The organism is Bradyrhizobium sp. CCGUVB1N3, from assembly GCF_024199925.1.
Lineage (GTDB): Bacteria > Pseudomonadota > Alphaproteobacteria > Rhizobiales > Xanthobacteraceae > Bradyrhizobium.
This window is the reverse complement of the sequence record NZ_JANADR010000001.1, coordinates 9,721,588-9,740,656: the sequence shown is the minus strand read 5'-3', so window position 1 is coordinate 9,740,656 and position 19,069 is coordinate 9,721,588. Positions and strand designations below refer to the sequence as shown.

General features: G+C 63.5%; 22 protein-coding genes and 1 pseudogene. 16 read left to right on the top strand and 7 right to left on the bottom strand.

Annotated features, from left to right (window positions below; all coding sequences use genetic code 11):
- Positions 1-316 precede the first annotated feature (316 nt).
- The gene (locus tag NLM33_RS45990) at positions 317-538 is read right to left on the bottom strand and encodes a hypothetical protein (protein WP_254106180.1); all 222 of its coding nucleotides are present in this window, start codon (positions 536-538) and stop codon (positions 317-319) included.
- A 45-nt stretch (positions 539-583) separates the two neighbouring features.
- A complete protein-coding gene (locus tag NLM33_RS45985) occupies positions 584-775 on the bottom strand; it encodes a hypothetical protein (RefSeq protein ID WP_254105352.1) in 192 nt (63 codons plus the stop codon).
- Between the two features lie 323 nt (positions 776-1,098).
- On the opposite strand from NLM33_RS45985, the gene NLM33_RS50080 reads away from it, so the two are divergent.
- Entirely contained in the window at positions 1,099-1,410 is a 312-nt protein-coding gene (locus NLM33_RS50080) for a hypothetical protein (protein WP_371930092.1), read from the top strand.
- Between the two features lie 150 nt (positions 1,411-1,560).
- Positions 1,561-1,914 carry a cupin domain-containing protein gene (locus NLM33_RS45975; protein WP_254105348.1) on the top strand — a complete coding sequence of 118 codons (354 nt, stop codon included), beginning with the start codon at positions 1,561-1,563 and terminating at the stop codon, positions 1,912-1,914.
- Between the two features lie 23 nt (positions 1,915-1,937).
- Here the strand turns inward: NLM33_RS45975 and NLM33_RS45970 are convergent, their stop codons facing one another.
- Both NLM33_RS45970 and NLM33_RS45965 read right to left on the bottom strand, forming a co-directional pair.
- Positions 1,938-2,450 carry a hypothetical protein gene (locus tag NLM33_RS45970; RefSeq protein WP_371930091.1) on the bottom strand — a complete coding sequence of 171 codons (513 nt, stop codon included), beginning with the start codon at positions 2,448-2,450 and terminating at the stop codon, positions 1,938-1,940.
- A gap of 158 nt (positions 2,451-2,608) precedes the next feature.
- Positions 2,609-3,760, bottom strand: coding sequence for a zinc-binding dehydrogenase (locus tag NLM33_RS45965; protein ID WP_254105343.1), 1,152 nt, complete (start codon positions 3,758-3,760; stop codon positions 2,609-2,611).
- A 143-nt stretch (positions 3,761-3,903) separates the two neighbouring features.
- On the opposite strand from NLM33_RS45965, the pseudogene NLM33_RS45960 reads away from it, so the two are divergent.
- From NLM33_RS45960 to NLM33_RS45935, 6 genes and pseudogenes are all read left to right on the top strand, one after another.
- Positions 3,904-5,142: pseudogene (locus NLM33_RS45960) on the top strand (MFS transporter).
- A gap of 108 nt (positions 5,143-5,250) precedes the next feature.
- Entirely contained in the window at positions 5,251-5,862 is a 612-nt protein-coding gene (locus NLM33_RS45955; RefSeq protein WP_254105341.1) for a PilZ domain-containing protein, read from the top strand.
- 331 nt (positions 5,863-6,193) lie between these two features.
- Entirely contained in the window at positions 6,194-6,820 is a 627-nt protein-coding gene (locus tag NLM33_RS45950) for a transglutaminase-like cysteine peptidase (protein WP_254105338.1), read from the top strand.
- A 218-nt stretch (positions 6,821-7,038) separates the two neighbouring features.
- A complete protein-coding gene (locus NLM33_RS45945; RefSeq protein WP_254105336.1) occupies positions 7,039-8,574 on the top strand; it encodes a PLP-dependent aminotransferase family protein in 1,536 nt (511 codons plus the stop codon).
- A 60-nt stretch (positions 8,575-8,634) separates the two neighbouring features.
- The gene (locus NLM33_RS45940; protein ID WP_254105334.1) at positions 8,635-9,264 is read left to right on the top strand and encodes an FMN-binding negative transcriptional regulator; all 630 of its coding nucleotides are present in this window, start codon (positions 8,635-8,637) and stop codon (positions 9,262-9,264) included.
- 430 nt (positions 9,265-9,694) lie between these two features.
- On the top strand, positions 9,695-9,922 hold the full coding sequence (locus tag NLM33_RS45935) for a hypothetical protein (RefSeq protein ID WP_254105332.1): 228 nt from the start codon (positions 9,695-9,697) through the stop codon (positions 9,920-9,922).
- Between the two features lie 48 nt (positions 9,923-9,970).
- Here NLM33_RS45935 and NLM33_RS45930 read toward each other — a convergent pair whose 3' ends face one another.
- Positions 9,971-10,690, bottom strand: coding sequence for a GntR family transcriptional regulator (locus tag NLM33_RS45930; RefSeq protein WP_254105331.1), 720 nt, complete (start codon positions 10,688-10,690; stop codon positions 9,971-9,973).
- Between the two features lie 288 nt (positions 10,691-10,978).
- Here NLM33_RS45930 and NLM33_RS45925 point away from each other — a divergent pair, with 288 nt between their 5' ends.
- From NLM33_RS45925 to NLM33_RS50075, 7 genes are all read left to right on the top strand, one after another.
- Complete coding sequence (locus NLM33_RS45925; protein ID WP_254105330.1) at positions 10,979-11,965, top strand: ABC transporter ATP-binding protein; 987 nt, start codon at positions 10,979-10,981, stop codon at positions 11,963-11,965.
- 44 nt (positions 11,966-12,009) lie between these two features.
- Positions 12,010-13,299, top strand: a complete 1,290-nt coding sequence (locus NLM33_RS45920; protein ID WP_254105328.1) for a PotD/PotF family extracellular solute-binding protein — start codon at positions 12,010-12,012, stop codon at positions 13,297-13,299.
- Complete coding sequence (locus NLM33_RS45915) at positions 13,296-14,255, top strand: ABC transporter permease (RefSeq protein ID WP_254105326.1); 960 nt, start codon at positions 13,296-13,298, stop codon at positions 14,253-14,255. The genes NLM33_RS45920 and NLM33_RS45915 overlap by 4 nt, the downstream gene beginning before the upstream one ends.
- Positions 14,255-15,133, top strand: a complete 879-nt coding sequence (locus NLM33_RS45910) for an ABC transporter permease (RefSeq protein WP_254105323.1) — start codon at positions 14,255-14,257, stop codon at positions 15,131-15,133. Before NLM33_RS45915 ends, NLM33_RS45910 begins: the two co-directional genes overlap by 1 nt.
- A gap of 4 nt (positions 15,134-15,137) precedes the next feature.
- Positions 15,138-15,869 carry an aspartate/glutamate racemase family protein gene (locus tag NLM33_RS45905; RefSeq protein WP_254105322.1) on the top strand — a complete coding sequence of 244 codons (732 nt, stop codon included), beginning with the start codon at positions 15,138-15,140 and terminating at the stop codon, positions 15,867-15,869.
- Positions 15,870-16,032: 163 nt separating this feature from the next.
- The gene (locus NLM33_RS45900; RefSeq protein ID WP_254105321.1) at positions 16,033-16,530 is read left to right on the top strand and encodes a hypothetical protein; all 498 of its coding nucleotides are present in this window, start codon (positions 16,033-16,035) and stop codon (positions 16,528-16,530) included.
- Positions 16,531-16,618: 88 nt separating this feature from the next.
- Positions 16,619-17,152, top strand: a complete 534-nt coding sequence (locus tag NLM33_RS50075; RefSeq protein ID WP_371930090.1) for a hypothetical protein — start codon at positions 16,619-16,621, stop codon at positions 17,150-17,152.
- Between the two features lie 21 nt (positions 17,153-17,173).
- On the opposite strand, the gene NLM33_RS45890 is transcribed toward NLM33_RS50075, so the two are convergent.
- On the bottom strand, positions 17,174-17,704 hold the full coding sequence (locus tag NLM33_RS45890; protein ID WP_254105319.1) for a gamma carbonic anhydrase family protein: 531 nt from the start codon (positions 17,702-17,704) through the stop codon (positions 17,174-17,176).
- Between the two features lie 89 nt (positions 17,705-17,793).
- Positions 17,794-18,123, bottom strand: coding sequence for a hypothetical protein (locus tag NLM33_RS45885; protein WP_254105316.1), 330 nt, complete (start codon positions 18,121-18,123; stop codon positions 17,794-17,796).
- A gap of 221 nt (positions 18,124-18,344) precedes the next feature.
- Between NLM33_RS45885 and NLM33_RS45880 the strand changes: the two genes are divergently transcribed.
- Positions 18,345-19,055: a hypothetical protein gene (locus NLM33_RS45880; RefSeq protein WP_254105314.1), complete on the top strand. Its 711-nt coding sequence runs from the start codon at positions 18,345-18,347 to the stop codon at positions 19,053-19,055.
- The last annotated feature ends 14 nt before the right edge of the window (positions 19,056-19,069 follow it).

Here is a 19,069-nt window from a genome sequence, read left to right as displayed (position 1 = left end):
AACCACTGCCATGTCGGCCTTCGATAGACTTCGCGCATTCGCCGCAGGCGATCCGGCCGACTAGCTAGAAAAAGCCCCCGGAGTTGGAACTCCGGGGGCGTTTCGGACGTGTGAGGTTGGGTACATCCGCCAGCCCTCGCCACGATCCTAGACCCGGCAATGACCGCACTTGATCTTGTGCAGGATACGGCAGCGGCGCGTCATTGTTGTGAAACCCGGTTGGTGAGACATCCGCGCCGACATAGCGGCCTGGGCCCGGTGTCCGAATAAGGCGGAGTAGCCCTGAGCGTCGTGGTCGACGCTCCCCCAAAGACTTTCAATCTTCACTCGTCAGTTGGTTCAGCATGGCATCGCAGGCGGCCTCGGCCTCATTGAATGTCTTGAACGGCGAGCCGAAAATCCTGATCGCACCACGGCTCGGGTAAACTGGACGCCATGACGCGACATAGCCTGGCCTTCCGTGAAAGCCGGTCCCATCGCGACTTTCGAAACTGATCACGAACGAAAAGCCGTCGCTGCTCGCGCTCCATATTTCCATGTGCTCGACGGCACGGTGGAACTGCAGGGATGGCAATGCAGCCAATCAGTCCTCGTCTGCCGTTCCGCACGGCGGCCGCAGCCCGGGCGAGCTGACCCAGCGCTCGACTTTCAATCTGGCTTCCAATTCCAGCGCCTTCCAAAGCAAGTCGTCGCGCTCTTTGCCCACCGGCAGCTTTTCCGCAGCCGCAAACAACTCTGCGATCTCGGGAGGCAAATCCTGCGTGTTCTCCACCATCACTCAACCCTGCCGGTGTTGATGCTCATTCAAAACGCAACCCCCACGTGTGGCAAGTGTACTTTGTGCCATCGGCCCTTGGTACAAGGAGGATGCAGGGGCGATAATCGCGTCGCTCATCGTGTGGCGGATGGCCGGGGATCAAGATCGCATCCCCGATACATTCCATGCAGCTGTTTACCTTCGAGGAAAACCGTGCGGGGAGTTAGACCTCCGCGACTATCGAGCCACTGTTGAATTGGCGAGGGATACATCGAATACAGCATCCGGGTCGCCCCACGATCTGTAAATGTGCGCCCATTCCTGCCGAAGTCCCATGCAGCATGAAAGGCAAGTCTCGCCCTGGACGTTACGCAGATGTTATCCGGAGCAATGGTTGCAAGGACGATCGTGCAGGCGGAGGCGCAAAGGCCGTCGATGACGACCGATTGACGCGAGGCACGCAATTTCTCGTATCTTTCGATGTAGTAGCCAATCTGTCCGCCTCGATCATTCGTAATGCGAACCACGGCATGGCTCGTCGCCGTGCCTGTGAGCAAGAGCATTCCCGCGACGACCCCTGCTGGAAATCTCATGTTGCTCGCTCGACGAATGTGATGCCGATCCGCTGGCAAGATGATGGTGGTGCAGCATGAGATTCTTTTGGTTCTGAGAATGTTGACCTAGGTCAACGAACCTGCTGGGCAGCAACCCAGGGATCCCAAGACAACCCGGTTTCCCCTTGTCGCGTCAGCAGTTCGATCCCAAATCGCTACTGCACGAGATCAACGCAACACGGGTGATGCATGGCCGACAAGATATCGCTTGCCGACAAGCTCGCGACATTCGGGGAGTTCTGGTCTCCGCGCACCGTCGCCACCTTCAACGACTGCGACGTGATGGTGGTGAAGGTGAAGGGAGAGTTCACCTGGCATAGCCACGCGGACACCGACGACTTCTTTCTCGTCCTGAAAGGCAGCCTCGACATCGAATTGCGCGATCGCACGGTGACGCTCGAGCCAGGCGAGCTCTACATCGTCCCCAAGGGCGTCGAACATCGCCCCGTGGCGCGTGAAGAGGTTCATCTTCTGTTGATTGAGCCGACCGGCACGCCGAACACCGGAGACAAGGCAACCGCGGCACCGCGCAAGCTCGCCTGAAGGGCAGATTGCTCTATCGAGCGCTAGTCCCGAAAGGTCGCGAGCTTGCTGACGCCACCGACGAGCCTCGATTTGGCTTGCACGACAAGGTCCCGCGCCGCGCGGCTCAAGGCGCGGACGGCACGCCAAGCCTCGGTTGCTTGCAGCCATGCCCTCACCTCGGCGAACTTCCCATAAGCCCAGGCAAAAGCCGGAATCCTCATCAACTTGTCGCGCGTCAGATGGAACAGGCGCTCGACCAGCACGAGCTTGAGCAATTCGCCGATGATGAAAGCCACAGCGCCGCTGACAATCTGGCCCGTTGCGGCGAGGTAGGCTGCCACGGGCTTGACGGGCTCCAGGACGATCACGGGCACGGAAAACAGGGCGAGCGAGGGATAAGGCGGCAGCGATCTGATCCAGGCGCGTAACCGCTTGAATTCCAGATGCCGCCCAAGCCAGCGCGATATGGGCCTCGCCACGGACATGAAGACCGCGTCCACCAGGAAGTAGACGACGGCCAGGATGTAAGTCAGGGGTTTCAGGATTCGCTTCACAGTCATCTCCCGAGAAGTGAAAGCCGGAACTTGGGCTTAAGTTTCACCTCAGCGGGGATATCTCGCGGATTCCTGATGGAACTTTTTGGGCGGTGAAAGGGCGACGCGCGGCTGGCTCGAACGCAGGGTGGATTCCAACCCACCCGACAGCAACTCCTCTACCCCACCAATTCCGGCCAAGGCACGATGGTCGACTTCACCGTCTTCATCGCTATCGCATCCGCGACCGCCTGCGCGACGCCCTGTTCCGTGAACGGATAGATCGTCTGCATCTTCAACCATGGATATTTGCCCGCCGTGCGGTAGAGCATGTCGACGCCGAGCGGCAGGTCGTTGCCGGTAAAGCCCCAGGAGCCGAGCACGTTGAGGTCCTTGGTGCAGATGCGATGCCAGGAGGTCTCGATCGATCCGGCATCGGTGAACTGGCCCATCTCGACATAGGTGCCGCCGTCGCGCAGCATCTCGATGCCTTCGGGGCCGGCAGAGGGATGGCCCGAGCAGTCCATCACGAGATCGGCGCCGAAACCGCCGACGATGTCGCGCACGGCCTTGATGCGATCCTGCGGCGTCTTCAGCTCCTCGATATTCACTGTCGCCTCCGCACCGAACTCGCGCGCGAGCTTGAGCCGCGGCTCTTCCGGAGCGCCGACGCAGATCACGCGCCCTGCTCCCATCTCCCGCGCAGCCGCGACCGCCAGAATGCCGATCGGACCCGAACCCTGGATCACGACCGTGTCGCCCCAGGTGAAGCCGCCGGCGCGGCTCGCGCGGTTGAAGGCGCGGATGCAGGACGTCAGCGGTTCGGACAGCGCGCCCAGACGCAGCGACATGTCGTCGGGCAGCTTGTAGATCTTGGTGCCCGGCAGCAGGTCGAGATCGACATAGACGTATTCGGCCCAGCCGCCCCACAGATGCGGCGCCTTGTCGAAGCCGAGATAGCGGCCGTAATAGACGGGCGTCAGGCACTTGTTGGCCGTCGCCGGATAATGGATGCAGTAGTAGCAGCGGCCGCAGGGCATCAGCGGCGGGATCATCACCTTCGATCCGACGTGAAGCGGCTTGCTCATGAAGTCCTCGGTGAATTCGTCGCCGCATTCGACGATGACGCCGCCGAGTTCGTGTCCGAGCGTGAACGGCCAGGGCAGCGGCTTCGGCCAATGTCCCCTGAGAATGTGCAGGTCGGTGCCGCAGACGCCGCAGGCGCCGACCTTGATCAACGCGGCCTTCTTCCCGACCTTCGGCCACGGCACGGTGCGGATGACGGGTTCAGCGCCCGGCCCAGCATGCGTGCATACGCGGATTGACTCCATGGCTATTTCCTCGCTGCCCGTCTTGTGTTGAATGTCGCGGGCTGCGGTGGAGCCTATGTGAGGTTCGGCGTGATGCCAACCGCGAAGGGCGTCAGGGCGTAACCCCAAGCCGGCCAGGTTCTTACCCGGGTGATCGATTGAACATTCACACCTCGACGAAACCGGCGGCTGCACCGAGCTCGTTCGCAGCGATGCAGTCGCGGCCCTATCGCGCGCAGTTCATGGCTTACGTGCTGGCCATGATGGCCGACAATATCGAGCACGTGATCAGCTATTGGGTGGTGTTCCAGAAATTCCACTCGCCGGCGCTCGCGGGCTTTGCGGTGCTGTCGCACTGGTTGCCGTTCCTGCTGTTCTCCGTCGCGGTCGGCAGCCTCGCCGACCGCTTCGATCCGCGCCGCATCATCCAGTGCGGGATGCTGCTGTTCATCGTCGCATCCACCGGATGGGGCATCTTCTTCATCACCGATACGATCCAGATGTGGCACGCGATGCTGCTGCTGGTCATCCATGGCTGCGCGGGCGTCTTGTGGCAGACGCCGAACCAGCTCCTGCTCTACGACCTCGTTGGACCTGCCGATCTACCGAGCGCGGTGCGTCTGAATGCGATGGCGCGCTACCTTGGCATCCTGGTCGGCCCTGCCGTGGGCGGCGTCATCATGCTGACGCTCGGGTCGTCGCACGGCATCATCCTCAATACGTTGTTCTACCTGCCCATGCTGCTCTGGCTGTTCCCGGCGCCGGCGCGGGACAAAAGCGTCGCAGTGCGGCACTTCGCCGTCCGCGGCCTTGCCGACATCGTGCTGACGATCCGCTCCATCGGCACGCAGCCGGTGCTGACTGCGATGACGTGGCTGGCCGGGCTCACCTCCTTCATGATCGGCAACGCCTACCACGCGCAGATGCCGGGCTTTGCCGGCGATCTCGGCCATGGCGATCCCGGAGTATCCTACAGCGTCCTTCTGGCGGCCGACGCCGCCGGCGCGCTGCTGGCCGGCATTGCGCTGGAATCGTGGGGACGGCTCAAGGGTACGCCGCGGACCGCGATCACGCTGGCCATGCTGTGGAGCGTCTCGCTACTCGCCTTCGCATCGGTGCGTATCTATCCGCTGGCAATCATGCTGCTGTTTGCCGCCGGCTTCTTCGAGCTGTCGTTCAACACCATGGCGTAGGCGCTGGTGCAGCTCAACGCGCCGGCCGATATCCGCGGCCGCGTCGTCGGCCTGTTCAACATGGCCGGGCTCGGGATGCGGGCCTTCAGCGGCATCACCGTCGGCCTGTTCGGCGCGGCGATCGGCATTCACTGGTCGCTCGCCCTGTCGGCCGCCGTCCTGCTGGCGCTGCTGCTCGTCCTTTATTATCGCGCGGCCTGGAGGGCATGACCGCCGCCCCACCAATCTGCACGTCCGGCGTGTCCCGCTAACGGCGCGTTAACCCTGTGCACCTTACGGTCGTTGGGACTCCGCCCGGGCGGGGGTCGGGTAGTGAAAATGGCGTTGGCGAACAAAAAATTTCTTCCGGCCGCCGAGGAACGTCGGCGTTTCCAGCGGGTGAAGGTTCACCTGCTCGGCCGCTACATGCTGCCGGACCGCCGTGAATTCCCCTGCCAGGTGATCAACATGTCACCGGGCGGACTGGCCCTGCTGGCCCCCGGCATCGGCAATGTCGGCGATCGCGTGGTCGCCTATCTCGACCATATCGGCCGCGTCGAGGGCAAGATCACCCGCATTATCGACAATGGCTTCGCCATGACGGTGGGTGCGACGCCCCGCAAGCGCGACAAGCTGGCGGCCCAGCTCACCTGGCTCGCCAACCGCGATATCCTCAATTTGCCGGAGGATCGCCGCCACGACCGTATCGTGCCGCGCAACCCGATCGCGGTGCTCACGCTCGAGGACGGCACCAAGATGACCTGTCGCATCATCGACCTGTCGCTGTCCGGCGCCGCCATTGCCGCGGAGAACCGCCCGCCGCTGAAATCGCAGGTCATGCTCGGCCGCGTGCAGGGCCGCGTGGTCAGAAATCTCGAAGACGGCTTTGCGCTCGAGTTCGTCCACGAGCAGCCGATCGAGACTCTCGAAGAGAGCGTTACCGCGCGGTAAAGCGCAACCGCCCGAAAAATCCAGCAATCGAGCAAAAAAAGGCGGCCTCCGCAGCGCGGACGCCGCCTTTTTCGCATCTCGCGCGCATGCGGCAGCCGGTTAACGCGGGCGGCAGTGCGGAGCGAAAACGCTGAGTTCCCCGGGTTTTCCGCGTTAACGCCTACAATTTTACTCAATTGCAGTATTCTCAAATTTTATTCGAAATATATTCAAGTAAAAGTCGAATTCAGCGCTCGTTTTACTTTCATTCGTCTCGACTTGACTTGGCTCACTTAGCGGCAACGCAAAAGCTTCGTGGCAATTGTGGTCCCAACAAGAAACGGGGGCCACGATGTTCGACTTCAGGGGACAGGGGAAAGGGCTGGCGGTTGGCGCCATGCTCTTCGGGATCAGCGCGACGGTGCAGGCCGGCGAAGGCCGCCTGCTCTACGCGAGCCTCGGCGACAGCACGCGTGCGCCGATCGGCTGGGTCGAGTTCTGTAACGACAATGCTGCCCAATGCCAGGGCGGTCCGTCGCAGCCGCGCGACATCGTGATGTCGCAGACGGCATGGCGCGATCTGCTGAAGGTCAATCGCTGGGTCAACGAGACCGTCAAGCCTTTGACCGACATGGAGCACTGGGGCGTGATCGAGAAGTGGTCGTTGCCGACCGACGGCTACGGCGACTGCGAGGACTATGTGCTGTTGAAGCGCAAGATGCTGATCGATGCCGGATGGCCCCGCGAGGCCCTGCTGATCACCGTCGTGCGCGACAAGAAGGGTGAAGGACACGCGGTGCTGACGGTCAAGACCGACAAGGGTGAGTTCATTCTCGACAATCAGAACGAGAATGTCGTCGCCTGGACCGAGACCGGCTACCGCTTCGTCAAGCGCCAGTCGCAGAGCGATCCCAACGTCTGGGTCTCGCTCGGCGATACCAAGCCGGCGGTCTCCACCGCCAGCGCCAAGGATCAGTAGCAGGAACCAACAAGCGAGTTACGCGACCCGGTCACATCCCCACCCCTCCCCGTCCCAGACCGGTTCGCGCGCGGCCAGCCATCCCCCAATGGCTGGCCGCAACTTTTTGGGCCCACAGCAAAAGCTTCGACGGCTCCGTCGTGCATCGGAACCGCTTGGCATCAGGACCGGATGGCCGCAGACTGGCATCGCCAAATAGCCGGTTTTTTGAATTTTCGATGGTCCAGACCAAGACGCCCGCTCAGAAGCGCATCCGGAAAATGGGCGCGCGCCAGATCTATGAAGCGCTCAGGGATCAGATCCTGGAAAGCGTGTACGGCGCCGATGGTCTGCTGCCCTCCTCGCGCGCGCTCGCCGGCGAACTCGGCGTATCACGCTCGACCGTGACGGTCGCCTACGAGCAACTCGCTGCGGAGGGCTTCATCGATGTTCGGCCTGGGGCAAGGCCGCGCGTCGCGAAGGCTGTTGCCGAGGCGCGGAACCGGGACACCCGGTCACGCCCGTCATCGCGAAAGGTACGGCTCTCGACATACGGTCAGCGATTGAGCCAAGTCGCGCCCCGCCCGAGCGAACCATCTCGCAACTTCATTGCAAACTTTCGCTACGGTGATCTCTCACCATCGGACTTTCCCGTGCTCGCGTGGAAAAGAGCGGTGGTCGCCGCCATGACCCGCAGGCCCACAAAACTGACCTACGATGATCCCTCCGGCTCGCGGCGGCTGCGAACGGCACTGCGAGCCTATCTCTGGCGCACCCGGACCGTCCGCTGCGAGGTCGACCAGATCATCGCCGTGAACGGTTCGCAGCAAGGGCTCGATCTGTGCGCGCGGCTTCTGCTCGACCCGGGCGATCGGTTCGTGATGGAAAATCCAGGCTACCTGATGGCGCGTCACGTCTTCTCGGCCACGGGTGCGCTCGCGGTCTCAATTCCAGTCGACACGGACGGACTGGATACGGAGCAGCTTGTGAAGACCGAAGCACGGCTCGCTTACGTGACGCCGTCGCATCAGTTTCCGCTCGGCGCCGTCATGCCGATCGGGCGCCGGCATCAATTGCTCGCTTGGGCACGAAAGTTCGATGCCTACGTGATCGAGGACGATTACGACAGCGAGTACCGTTACGACACCAAACCTGTTCCCCCTCTGCACGCCCTCGAAGGCAGCGAGAACGTCATCTATCTCGGGACGGTCTCCAAGACGCTCTCGCCGACGCTGCGGATCGGCTATCTGGTCGTGCCGCCAGAACTTCGGTCGGCGTTCGCCGCGGCCAAGCTGATCATGGACAGGCACACGCCGCTGGCCGGGCAGGACGCGCTTGCGACGATGCTCGAGACCGGCGTCTATGACAGCCACGTCAGACGCGCCCGACGGCGCAACGGCGAACGCAGGCAAGCCCTGCTCGATGCCTTGCACCGCCGATTTGGCGACCGGATCCAGATCGACGGCGCCGCGGCCGGTTTGCATGTCGTGGTCTGGTTTCGTGATCTGCCCCCGACGTCGGAAGCGGCATTGATCGAAGCTGCCCTCGCCAAAGGAGTCGGCATCTACCCTGTTTCGTCCCTGTTCGATCAGCGGCGCCAGGCTCGCCGGCATCGGCCGGATGTCGTCGGCCTCGTCATGGGCTACGCCGCGCTGGAGACCCGCCAGATCGAGCGCGGCTGCGAGCTCCTGGTGCAAGCGGTCGAGCAGCTGCGCTCGACGCGCCACGCGACGCGGCAGAGGCGCCGGCAACTGGACTACCAAAATCTTCGATAACTGGCAGTTTCCGACATACCAGCCTTGGGGTTATCTCGGGCCCGAGAACGGAGAACCACCATGTATGTGCCCCCTGCCTTCAGGGATGACGATATCGCGAGCATCCGCGCCACGATCCGCTCCGCCCGCCTCGCCAATCTGGTCACGGCCACGGTGGAAGGGCCGGCCGCGACACCCCTGCCGCTATTCCTGGATGAGACCGAAAGCGAGAACGGGGTGCTGTACGGGCATCTGGCGAAGGCCAATCCGCAATGGCGTGCCGCGCCCATCGGCGAAGCTCTCGCGATCTTCATGGGTCCGGAAGTCTATGTGACGCCCTCCTGGTACGCCACCAAGCAGGAAACCGGAAAGGTGGTGCCGACATGGAACTATATTGCCGTCCACGCCTATGGCCCGGTTGAGTTCTTCGAGGAGAGCGAACGATTGCTCGAGGTGGTCACGCGGCTGACGAACCTCCATGAGGGCTCGCGCACCAAGCCCTGGGCGGTCGGCGACGCGCCTGCTGATTTCATCGCCGCGCAGCTGCGTGGGATCGTGGGCGTGCGCATTCCCGTCAGCCGGTTCGAGGGCAAGCGCAAGATGAGCCAGAACCGTCCCGCCGCCGACCGCACCGGCGTTGCTGGCGGCCTTGCGGCAAGCGAAAAACCGCGGGATCGGGAAGTGGCCTCCCTTATCCCGGTAGAGACCTAGGGGCGCGCTTGCGGCGAAGGCCGCCGCGCTTTCGCGTACGTTACCCACCGGGGAACCGAAACTTTTCTAACATATGTGAATTGCCAATGGGGGCTCGCAAGTGGTGAGGCGAGCCATGCACTTCCTGACGCCGGGCGATGTCTTTCTCATGTCGGTGGTCACCGGCCTCGTTTTCCTGGTTGAGGTCGGGTGTTTCATCCTATTGGGCATAATTTGACGTCGGCTCGAAATCGGTTCCGAAGAAAGGAACAGCCGAGCTCCGAGATCGTTCAATTGCGGCCGGAGGATCGCCACCATGCGCGTAACCGATTGCGCGTCGCCTTGCAGTCCGACCGGACTTCGCAGCCGCCCAATCACTCGAGCAGTTGCGCATCTCGTTCGACCTCCTGAAGCACAAAGTGCCGAGGACATGGGGGTGGCTTGAAGCGACATGAAAAACCTTTCGCCCGGAATGCGCAGGGCACTGCGCCAGGCTCAGCTCTACGGGCATCTGGTTGTCCGCAACGACAGGCTGTATCACCCCGGCGGCAACCATCCGATCTGTTCCATTCAGACCGCGCGGGAGATGGTCAGGTCCGGGTGGATGAGGAAGCGAGACGGCCAATACGAGATCACACAAGACGGACAGCTCGCCGCCGAAAGTGAAAGCTTGCATTGACGCTAGGCCTCAGGCGTGGCCCCACCGTCCGCCGCAGGCTTGCGTTCCTCAGGCGCCAAGCACGTCGGAAAGCCGCGGCTCGTCGGCCGCCGGCTCTTTCAGAAACAGCTCGGCTTCGATCTCCGTGAGATGTGAGAGCATCAGCTCGCGTGCCTGCGGCTTGTCCTGCCTGCGGATTGCGGTGACGATCTCGGCATGATGGCTGGTACCGCAGGCGGGCGTGTCGTGGCGGCGATAGAGCAGGATGATCAGCGAGGAGCGCGCGATCAGCTCCTTGAGAAAGCCGGCATAGATGCTGTGGCCGGACATCTCGGCGACCAGCCGGTGAAACTCGCCGGACAGCCGGATCGAGGCTCTGGCGTCGCCGCGGGTTTCCGCCGCGTGCTCCTCGGCGAGATGTTGTTGCAAGCGCTCAAGCCAATCCGGCGACACCGCGTCGATGGCGTGATCGACGATCGACGGCTCGATCAACCGCCGCGCCTCGAACACCTCTCGCGCATCGGCCGGCGTTGGCCGCGCAACGAAGGCGCCTCGGTTCTTCTCGATGCTGACGATCCCCTCATGCGCGAGCTGGTGCAGCGCGGTGCGGACCAGGGTGCGGCTCGCACCGTAGATCTCACCGATTTCGTCCTCGCCGAGCTTGGTGCCCGGCAGCAGCCGATGCTCGAGGATCGCGGTCGTCACGCCCTCCCGGATACGGCTGACGCGGTCACTGCCATTGTCGGCCGCGAGCGATGTGTCAGACTTCGGTTGAGCTTTGGCGGCCATAGATTTTGGCTTGTTGAATGTGGGCTCGTTGATTTGGGGCTCGATCCTCAAATCAGGCTCCAAAGGTTAGTCGACCAGCCGTATCCAATGACAGGCGAAACTTTATACAATCCCTGATCATTTTGTGTGCATAATGCTCCATAGCGGCCACCGCCGCGCCGCCCGGATTTGCCGTCTCCGGGCTAACGTTCTGACATTGCTGCGCAGTTCCGAAAAAATGCCGCGGACTTCCGCTTGGCACGGGCCTTGCCGAGGAAAGCGGTAAATCGCCCTTTCCCTGGGAGCCCCATGGCCCTTCCCGCCGCCCTTGAACTGGTCTCGGTCACCAAGCGCTACGACACGACGCTGGCGGTCGACAGCGTCAACCTCAAGATCCCGGCCGGCACCTATTGCTGCCTGCTCGGCCCCTCCGGCTGCGGCAAGACGTCGACGCTGCGCATGATCGCCGGCCATGAGGCGGTCAGCGAGGGCGACATCATCCTCGGCCCCCACAACGTCACCGGCCTGCCGCCGGCCAAGCGCGGCACGGCGATGATGTTCCAGTCCTACGCGCTGTTTCCGCACCTGACCGTGATCGACAACGTCGCCTTCGCGCTGAAGATGCGGGGCATCGATCGGGCGACGCGCCACAAGCGCGCCGGCGAGCTGCTCGAACTGGTGGCGATGACGCCCTACGCCGCGCGCCTGCCGGCGCAGCTCTCCGGCGGCCAGCAGCAGCGCGTGGCGCTGGCCCGCGCCCTGATCACCGAGCCGCAGATCCTCTTGCTCGACGAGCCCCTCTCCGCGCTCGACCCTTTCCTGCGCGTCAGGATGCGCGGCGAGTTGAAGCGGCTGCAGCGCGAGCTCGGCATCAGCTTCATCCAGGTCACGCACGGCCAGGAGGAGGCAATGGCGCTTGCCGACCACATCGTGGTGATGAACGGCGGACGGATCGAGCAGCAGGGCAGTGCCCGCGACATCTTCCATCATCCGCGGACCGAGTTCGTCGCGCGCTTCATCGGCGGACACAACGTGCTCTCCGATGCCGGCCAGACGATCGCGGTGCGCGCCGATCAGCTCGGCATCAAGCCGATCGCGGACGGCGCCTTCGGCGCGCCGGCGCTTTTGACCGAGACCGAGTACCAGGGCTCCTACGTCGCAGTCTCGCTCACGCTCGACGACGGCACCGTCCTGTTCTCCCACGTTCCCGAGGCCACCTTTGACGCCCACCCCTTCCGTCCGGGTGATCGCGTGCTGGCCACCTGGGATCCCGCCAAGGCGCAGCGTCTGCAATAGCGCCATCCAGTCCAGAAAATGCGCAACACAGAGGAGTGACTGATATGACAGAGACGACGAGGAAGACCGGCGTCAGCCGCCGTACATTGTTGAAGGGGACCGCGGGCCTCGCAGGTTTCGCCGCCGGCTCCGGCGCCATCACCGGCTTCCCCTACGTGATGTCGGCCGAGCCGAAGGTGCTGCGCTATCTCGGCACCGCCGTGAACGAGGGCGATGACATCTCGAAACAGTGCCTGAAGGACACCGGCATCAAGATCGAATACATCACCGCGACGACCGACGACGTCACCAAGCGCGTGATGACCCAGCCGAACTCCTTCGACGTGCTGGACACCGAATATTTCTCGCTGAAGAAGCTCGTGCCCTCCGGCAACATCCTTGCCCTCGATGCCAAGAAGATCAAGGAATTCGACAACATCACGCCCGTCTTCACCAAGGGCGAGACGCCCGGCGGCAAGAAGATTGGCAATCAGGGCACGGCGCCCTGGAAGGTGCTCTATCTCGAAGGCAAGGACTCCAAGACCTTCTCGAAGTCCGCGACCGAGTTCGTAACGCTGATCCCGACGGTCTACAATGCCGACACGCTCGGCATCCGTCCCGATCTCATCAAGCGGCCGATCAGCTCGTGGGCCGAGCTGCTCAATCCCGAGTTCAAGGGCAAGGCCTCGATCCTCAACATCCCCTCGATCGGTATCATGGATGCGGCGATGGTCGTGGAAGCCACCGGCAAGTACAAATATGCCGACAAGGGCAACATGACCAAGGAAGAGATCGATCTCACCATGAAGGTGATGACCGAAGCCAAGAAGGCTGGTCAGTTCCGCGCCTTCTGGAAGGATTTTAACGAGAGCGTCAACCTGATGGCGTCGGGTGAGACTGTCATCCAGTCGATGTGGTCACCGGCCGTCACCAAGGTGCGCTCGATGGGCATTGCCTGCACCTTCCAGCCTCTGAAGGAAGGCTACCGCTCCTGGGCCTCGGGCTTCTGCGTCTCCAAGGGCGTGTCGGGCGCGAAGCTCGACTGGGCCTATGAGTTCGTCAACTGGTTCCTGTCCGGTTACGCCGGCGCGTATCTTAACCGCCAGGGCTACTACTCGGCGGTGCTCTCGACCGCGAAGGCGCACATGGAGCCCTACGAGTGGGCCTACTGGATGGAAGGCAAGCCCGCCGAGAAGGACATCAAGGCGCCCGACGGCTCGCTGCTCGAGAAGGCCGGTGCCGTGCGCGACGGCGGCTCGTACGAGGACCGCATGGGCGGCGTCGCCTGCTGGAACGCGGTCATGGACGAGAACGACTACATGGTCCGCAAGTGGAACGAGTTCATCGCAGCGTGACGGACACGTCCGACGAGCTCCTGCAACAGACATCCCCGGGCCTCGCCCGGGGATCAGCACAGACGCGCCAGAAAGCGGCGCGTCTGTCGCCCTCCTTCTTCTCCTGGCTCCAGGCCGGGCCGATGATGATCGTCTTCCTCGCCTTCTTCCTGATCCCGCTGGTGTTCGTCGTCATCGTCTCCTTCTGGGACTACAACGAATACCAGTTGCTGCCGGCCTTCTCCGGGCGCGGCTACACCGACACGTTCGAAGGCTGCATCGCGCAGCTCCCCGAGCTCTGCACGATCGGCAAGACCTATGTGAAGACGCTGAAGCTGTGCTTCATGGTCTGGGCGATCACGCTGTTCGTCGGCTTCTGGGTCGCCTACTTCCTCGCCTTCCACATCAAGTCCAAGACCTGGCAGATGGGCCTGTCGCTGCTCTGCACGATCCCGTTCTGGACTTCGAACGTGATCCGCATGATCGCCTGGATCCCGCTGCTCGGCCGCAACGGCCTCGTCAATTCCGGGTTGCTCAAGGTCGGCGTGATCGACCAGCCGGTCGAGTGGCTGCTCTATTCCGAGTTCTCCGTGGTGCTGGCGCTCGTGCACCTCTTTACCTTCTTCATGGTGGTGCCGATCTTCAATTCGATGGTGCGCATCGACAAGTCGCTGATCGAGGCCGCCTATGACGCCGGCGCCACCGGGTTCCAGACGCTCGTCAACGTCATCATTCCCCTCGCCAAGCCCGGCATCGTGATCGGCTCGATCTTCGTCATCACCATCGTGATGGGCGACTTCATCACCATCGGCGTGATGGGCGGGCAGCAGATCGCCGCCGCCGGCAAGATCATCGAGACCCGGCTCAACGCCCTGCAATTCCCGGCGGCTGCGGCAAACGCCGTGATCCTGCTCGCGATCACCTTCCTGATCATCACCATGATGTCGCGTATCGTCGACATCAGGAAGGAGCTGTGATGCGAGAGGGACGCCCGCGCAGCTTCTACGTGCTCGCCGTGTTCTTCGCGGCCTATGTGCTGTTTCTCTACGGCCCGATGATCGCGATCTACATCCTGTCGTTCCAGGGACCGCAGGGCGGCCTCACCTTCCCGATGAACGGGATGTCGACCTACTGGCTCTCAAAGCTGTTCCAGGGCACCGGCATCGTCGATCTCGGCGCCGCCTTCCGCCGCTCGCTGCTACTGGGCCTCGTCGTGATGGCGGTCACCGTCGTGCTGTCGGTCGCCGCTGGCATGGCCTTCCGGCGCAAGTTCAAGGCGCAGAGCATCCTGTTCTATTCGGCGATCGCGAGCCTCATTGTTCCCTCCATCATCACCTCGCTCGGCATCTCCCTGGAATTCCGCATCATCGACGACCTCATCAAGGCGCACTGGAACGAGAATTTCGAGACCTCGATGGGCCTGCTCACCTCAGGCTTAGGTGCTCATCTGACCTGGACGCTGCCGTTCGGCCTTCTCATCATGTTCGCGATCTTCAACCGCTTCGACCCCAGGCTCGAGGAAGCAGCGCGCGATCTCGGCGCGACGCCGTGGCAGACCTTCCGTCACGTCGTGCTGCCGATCATCCTTCCTTCCGTGATCGGCATCGGGCTGTTCGGCTTCACGCTGTCCTGGGACGAACTCGCCCGCTCCAGCCAGGCGATCGGTTCGGTGAACACACTGCCGCTGGATCTCCAGGGCCTCACCACCACGGTGACGAAGCCCGACATCTACGCGCTCGGCACCATCATCTCCGCGGTCTCCTTCGCGGTGATCACCCTTTCACTCGGCGCCATCCACGTGCTGAACAAGCGGCAGGCCGCTAAGGGCTCTGATGCCGGCAAGGGACTTGTGTGACCTGATGCGGCTCCACATCGTCAATCCCAACACCACGGCCGCGATGACGGCGAAGATCGCCGCGGCCGCCCGCGCCGTCGCCCTGCCGGACACAGTGATCGATGCCCGCCAGCCCGCGATGGGCCCGGTCTCGATCGAAGGCTTCTACGACGAAGCCTTCGCCGTGCCCGGCATGCTCGGCTGCATCCGCGATGCCGACCGCGATGGCGCGGACGCCCACATCATCGCCTGTTTCGATGACACCGGCCTCGATGCGGCGCGTGCGATCGCAAAAGCACCGGTGATCGGCATCGGCGAAGCCGCCTTCCACATGGCGAGCCTGATCGCGGCGCGCTTCTCGGTGGTGACGACGCTCGGTGTCTCCATCGTGCCGATCGAGCATAATTTGCGGAAATACGGCCTTGCCGAGCGCTGCGCCCGCGTCCGTGCCGCCGAGGTCCCCGTGCTCGCGCTGGAAGAGCGTAATGCCGATGCGCTCGGCAAGATTTCCAGCGAGATCACGGAGGCGATCCGCGAGGACCGCACGGAGGCCATTGTCCTGGGCTGCGCCGGCATGGCCGACCTCGCCGTCGAGCTCGCGAACAAGCATGGCCTCCCCGTCGTCGACGGCGTCGCCGCCGCCGTCCCGCTCGCTGAAGCCCTGGTGCGACTCGGGCTGAAGACGTCGCGGCTCGGCCCCTATGCGGCGCCCCGGACGAAGCCCTATTTGGGGCCGATGGGCGGCTTTCAGCCCTGAATCCCACGGCCCAAACGGCCTCTTTCGGCCACAACGGCCCTTTTTTCAGCCCTTAGCCTCTTTTTGGTCCCATTTCCTGCCGAAATGTAACGTTTTCGGGACGCCCCGGCGGCCGTTGCCGCTGGTCTTCGCCATTTCAGTTCATTTTTGGGCTTTGTCAGCGATGATCGATCTCGCACCGCGCGATGCGCGAACCAGCGCCTTCACCCGTCTCGGCAGCCAGCCGATCGCGCTCACGGCTGCGGCCCTGCTCCTGCTCATCACCGGGGTCACCTCGATCGCGATCTGGCGCGTCTATACCGGCACCGCCCCGGAGTCCGACCGGGTGGTCACCGCCCGGCTGCTGCAGGCGCGCACCGCGCAGGCCTCCGAGCAGCTCGTCGAGAAGACCAAGGGGCTGGAAGCCACCCAGCAGGAATCCATCGACCAGCTTCAGGTGGTGCAGGACCAGCTTCTGACGGTCAAACGCCTGCTCGCCTCGCAGCAGGCCGACACCAAACGCCTGTCGGAGCAGGTCGCGACCCTGACCGAATCGATCGACGGGCTCAAACAGTCCTTCGCCAGCGCACAGGCCACGGAGACCGAGACGCCGTCGGTTGCCCGCAAGAAACCAGCGCGCCGCCATGCCAGCCTGCGCAGGCGGAGCAAATCGCGGAGCTGATCCGGCCTGCGACGATTTGTTCCTGTCCCCTGCGCCAAAATTTTGCGGCTTGTGAACTAGATCACATTCCCCCGTATGATTCCGCGTCATGGTGGCCACTACCGGATGGCGTGAGCCAATTTCAATATCCGGGGCTGGCAAGGTCGTTGGCGGTATATTGCGTCAACGGCCTTGTTTTTTACGGCCCCTTTTCAAACACTTAAGCGGTCGGCCCGTCCCTGCCAGCTCAGCAGCCGCGGCGGATGCTTTTCACCGTCTTGTCGATCTGCCTGTTCTCCGCATCGACCGCCGAGTCGACCGACCTGTCTCGATCTCCACCGGATCCCATGCCAACGATGGGCGCACAGGCGCGTTCCGGAACATTTCCGTCACGCACGATTTGACCAGGGAGGCCGCGACGGTCATGCGCAAGCTGATCGCATTCGACGAGGACACGTTCGGCAAGCTCAAGCAGCTTGCGCGCGACCGCATGGAGACTCTTCAGGATCTGGCCGACGAGGCCTTCGCAGACCTCCTGGAAAAGCACGGCATACCGGCCGACCTGAAGGACGCGCTGCGCAAGAGCGCAGCGGTCGATCGACCGGCGGCAAAGACCAAGGAAAGCAAGACCCGATCCCGCTGACCGACGACACGCCGCCCGGCCTCAGCCAATCCGCTTCAAGCCTTTCTTGAAGCGCGGGCCGTTGGCGACGTAGAACTTCGCCGCGCTGCCCATCCTCGCGACTTGCGCGTCATCGAGCGTGCGGATCACCCGCGCCGGCGAGCCGATGATCAGGGAGCGTTCGGGAAATTCCTTGCCCTCGGTGATGACGGAGCCGGCGCCGACGATGCTGTTGCGGCCGATCTTCGCGCCGTTCATCACGATCGCGCCCATGCCGACGAGCGCGCCGTCCTCGACGGTGCAGCCGTGCAGGATCACGTTATGACCGACGGTGCAGTTTTGGCCGATGACCAGCGGAAAGCCGAGATCGGTGTGGCAGGTCGAGCCGTCCTGCACGTTGGAGCCCTCGCCGATCTCGATCCACTCATTGTCGCCGCGCAGCACCGCGCCGAACCAGACGCTGGCGCCGGGCTTGAGGCGCACGCGGCCGATCACGGTTGCGGTGTCGGCGATGAAGTAATTGCCGTCGGCGGGAAGGTCGGGCGCCTGCCCGTCAAGCTCGTAGATCGCCATGGAGGTCTCCTGTCAGGAAACCTTGGCATAGCGGAGCGGTGACGTTCAAGCAAAGGGCGGCGCTTAGCAGACAGCCGCGAGGCGCGCGCTCAGGCCAGCACGCCGGCGGCACGCAACGTCATCAGGAAGAATGTGCCGCTCATCATGCTCCAGAAGCCCGCGATGATGGTCGCCATCATCACGAATTCGACGCGGCGGCTTTCCAGCCGCGCACCGCGCAGCGTGTTGCGCATGATGATGAAAGGCGCCGCGAACACCAGGAACGGCACGGCGGCAAAGGTCTTCGGCGCCACGCCCTCCTGCAACAGCCCGAAGCCGGCAGTCCGCTGCGAAAGGGCCTGGTAGCCGTTCACGAGCGCACCCGCGAGCGCGAACCCGATGCAGATGGAGAAGAAGGAATTCAAGGTCTCAGGAGTCATCGGAAGTTCCGCCCATACGCAACGCTGGCCCCTTCCTGTGACAAAAAGTGCCGCTTAACGCTACATTAGTCTTAAGAAAAGGTTAACGGAGCGCCCCGCCGGCGTCATCCCCCCATGGGGCGCGGCAGGCTGCGCGGAACCCCCGCCGCGTGGCATATTCGCGGTTGATTCGTCGGCCAGCGGCCGACTCTGCGGCGATCTCATTCCGGCGACCCCAGTAAATGAGCGTGTTCTCGGCAACTTCCACCCGCGGCCGTCAGGGCCGGACAAGAGCGCATCTCACCCCACTCGTGCTCGGCGGCGTGTTCGCAGCAGGCGCGGTGGCCGTTGTCGCCTATCTCCTGTGGCCGACCTGGGGGACGGTGGTCGGCGCGAGCGCGCCGGACAGGTTGCCGGTCAGCGTCGGCGGCACGCTGTTCAACGTGCCGACGGCGGCGATCCGGATGAAGATCCAGCGGCACTCCGGACCGCAGGAGCGCATCGACATCGATTTCCTCTACCCCTCGCTCGAAGTGCCGGGCGCGCCGAAGCATGTCACCGCCGATGCGGCGGAGGCGACGATGCAGCCGATCGACCGCATCTTCCTGTCGATCGCGGCGCATCACGATGCACTTGCGCCGGAGCTGCGGGTCGGCACCATCTATCCGCGCTATCTCGATCAGGCCGCGACCTCGCCGGAGGACGGGCTGACGATGCGGATGTTCCGCACCGACACGCCCTATGCCAGCGAGGATCTGTTCTCCGCGACGAGCCCCGTGCTGACCGCGCGTTGCACGCGCGATGCGGCCACCCCCGGCATGTGCCTTTCGGAGCGCCGCGTCGACGGCGCCGACCTCACCTTCCGATTTCCCCGAAGCTGGCTGTCGCAGTGGCGCGACGTGGCGGAGGCGATGGACAGGCTGACGGCGCAGCTGCGCGGGCCGAAGGGCTGAGCGCGACCTCCCTG

What these genes read in the sequence shown, in the direction of transcription:
- NLM33_RS45990 (WP_254106180.1), bottom strand. Translation starts at nt 538, where the DNA reads ATGGAAATATGGAGCGCGAGCAGCGACGGCTTTTCGTTCGTGATCAGT.
- NLM33_RS45985 (WP_254105352.1), bottom strand. Translation starts at nt 775, where the DNA reads ATGGTGGAGAACACGCAGGATTTGCCTCCCGAGATCGCAGAGTTGTTT.
- NLM33_RS50080 (WP_371930092.1), top strand. Translation starts at nt 1,099, where the DNA reads ATGAAAGGCAAGTCTCGCCCTGGACGTTACGCAGATGTTATCCGGAGC.
- NLM33_RS45975 (WP_254105348.1), top strand. Translation starts at nt 1,561, where the DNA reads ATGGCCGACAAGATATCGCTTGCCGACAAGCTCGCGACATTCGGGGAG.
- NLM33_RS45965 (WP_254105343.1), bottom strand. Translation starts at nt 3,760, where the DNA reads ATGGAGTCAATCCGCGTATGCACGCATGCTGGGCCGGGCGCTGAACCC.
- NLM33_RS45955 (WP_254105341.1), top strand. Translation starts at nt 5,251, where the DNA reads ATGGCGTTGGCGAACAAAAAATTTCTTCCGGCCGCCGAGGAACGTCGG.
- NLM33_RS45950 (WP_254105338.1), top strand. Translation starts at nt 6,194, where the DNA reads ATGTTCGACTTCAGGGGACAGGGGAAAGGGCTGGCGGTTGGCGCCATG.
- NLM33_RS45945 (WP_254105336.1), top strand. Translation starts at nt 7,039, where the DNA reads ATGGTCCAGACCAAGACGCCCGCTCAGAAGCGCATCCGGAAAATGGGC.
- NLM33_RS45940 (WP_254105334.1), top strand. Translation starts at nt 8,635, where the DNA reads ATGTATGTGCCCCCTGCCTTCAGGGATGACGATATCGCGAGCATCCGC.
- NLM33_RS45935 (WP_254105332.1), top strand. Translation starts at nt 9,695, where the DNA reads ATGAAAAACCTTTCGCCCGGAATGCGCAGGGCACTGCGCCAGGCTCAG.
- NLM33_RS45930 (WP_254105331.1), bottom strand. Translation starts at nt 10,690, where the DNA reads ATGGCCGCCAAAGCTCAACCGAAGTCTGACACATCGCTCGCGGCCGAC.
- NLM33_RS45925 (WP_254105330.1), top strand. Translation starts at nt 10,979, where the DNA reads ATGGCCCTTCCCGCCGCCCTTGAACTGGTCTCGGTCACCAAGCGCTAC.
- NLM33_RS45920 (WP_254105328.1), top strand. Translation starts at nt 12,010, where the DNA reads ATGACAGAGACGACGAGGAAGACCGGCGTCAGCCGCCGTACATTGTTG.
- NLM33_RS45910 (WP_254105323.1), top strand. Translation starts at nt 14,255, where the DNA reads ATGCGAGAGGGACGCCCGCGCAGCTTCTACGTGCTCGCCGTGTTCTTC.
- NLM33_RS45905 (WP_254105322.1), top strand. Translation starts at nt 15,138, where the DNA reads ATGCGGCTCCACATCGTCAATCCCAACACCACGGCCGCGATGACGGCG.
- NLM33_RS45900 (WP_254105321.1), top strand. Translation starts at nt 16,033, where the DNA reads ATGATCGATCTCGCACCGCGCGATGCGCGAACCAGCGCCTTCACCCGT.
- NLM33_RS50075 (WP_371930090.1), top strand. Translation starts at nt 16,619, where the DNA reads ATGGTGGCCACTACCGGATGGCGTGAGCCAATTTCAATATCCGGGGCT.
- NLM33_RS45890 (WP_254105319.1), bottom strand. Translation starts at nt 17,704, where the DNA reads ATGGCGATCTACGAGCTTGACGGGCAGGCGCCCGACCTTCCCGCCGAC.
- NLM33_RS45885 (WP_254105316.1), bottom strand. Translation starts at nt 18,123, where the DNA reads ATGACTCCTGAGACCTTGAATTCCTTCTTCTCCATCTGCATCGGGTTC.
- NLM33_RS45880 (WP_254105314.1), top strand. Translation starts at nt 18,345, where the DNA reads ATGAGCGTGTTCTCGGCAACTTCCACCCGCGGCCGTCAGGGCCGGACA.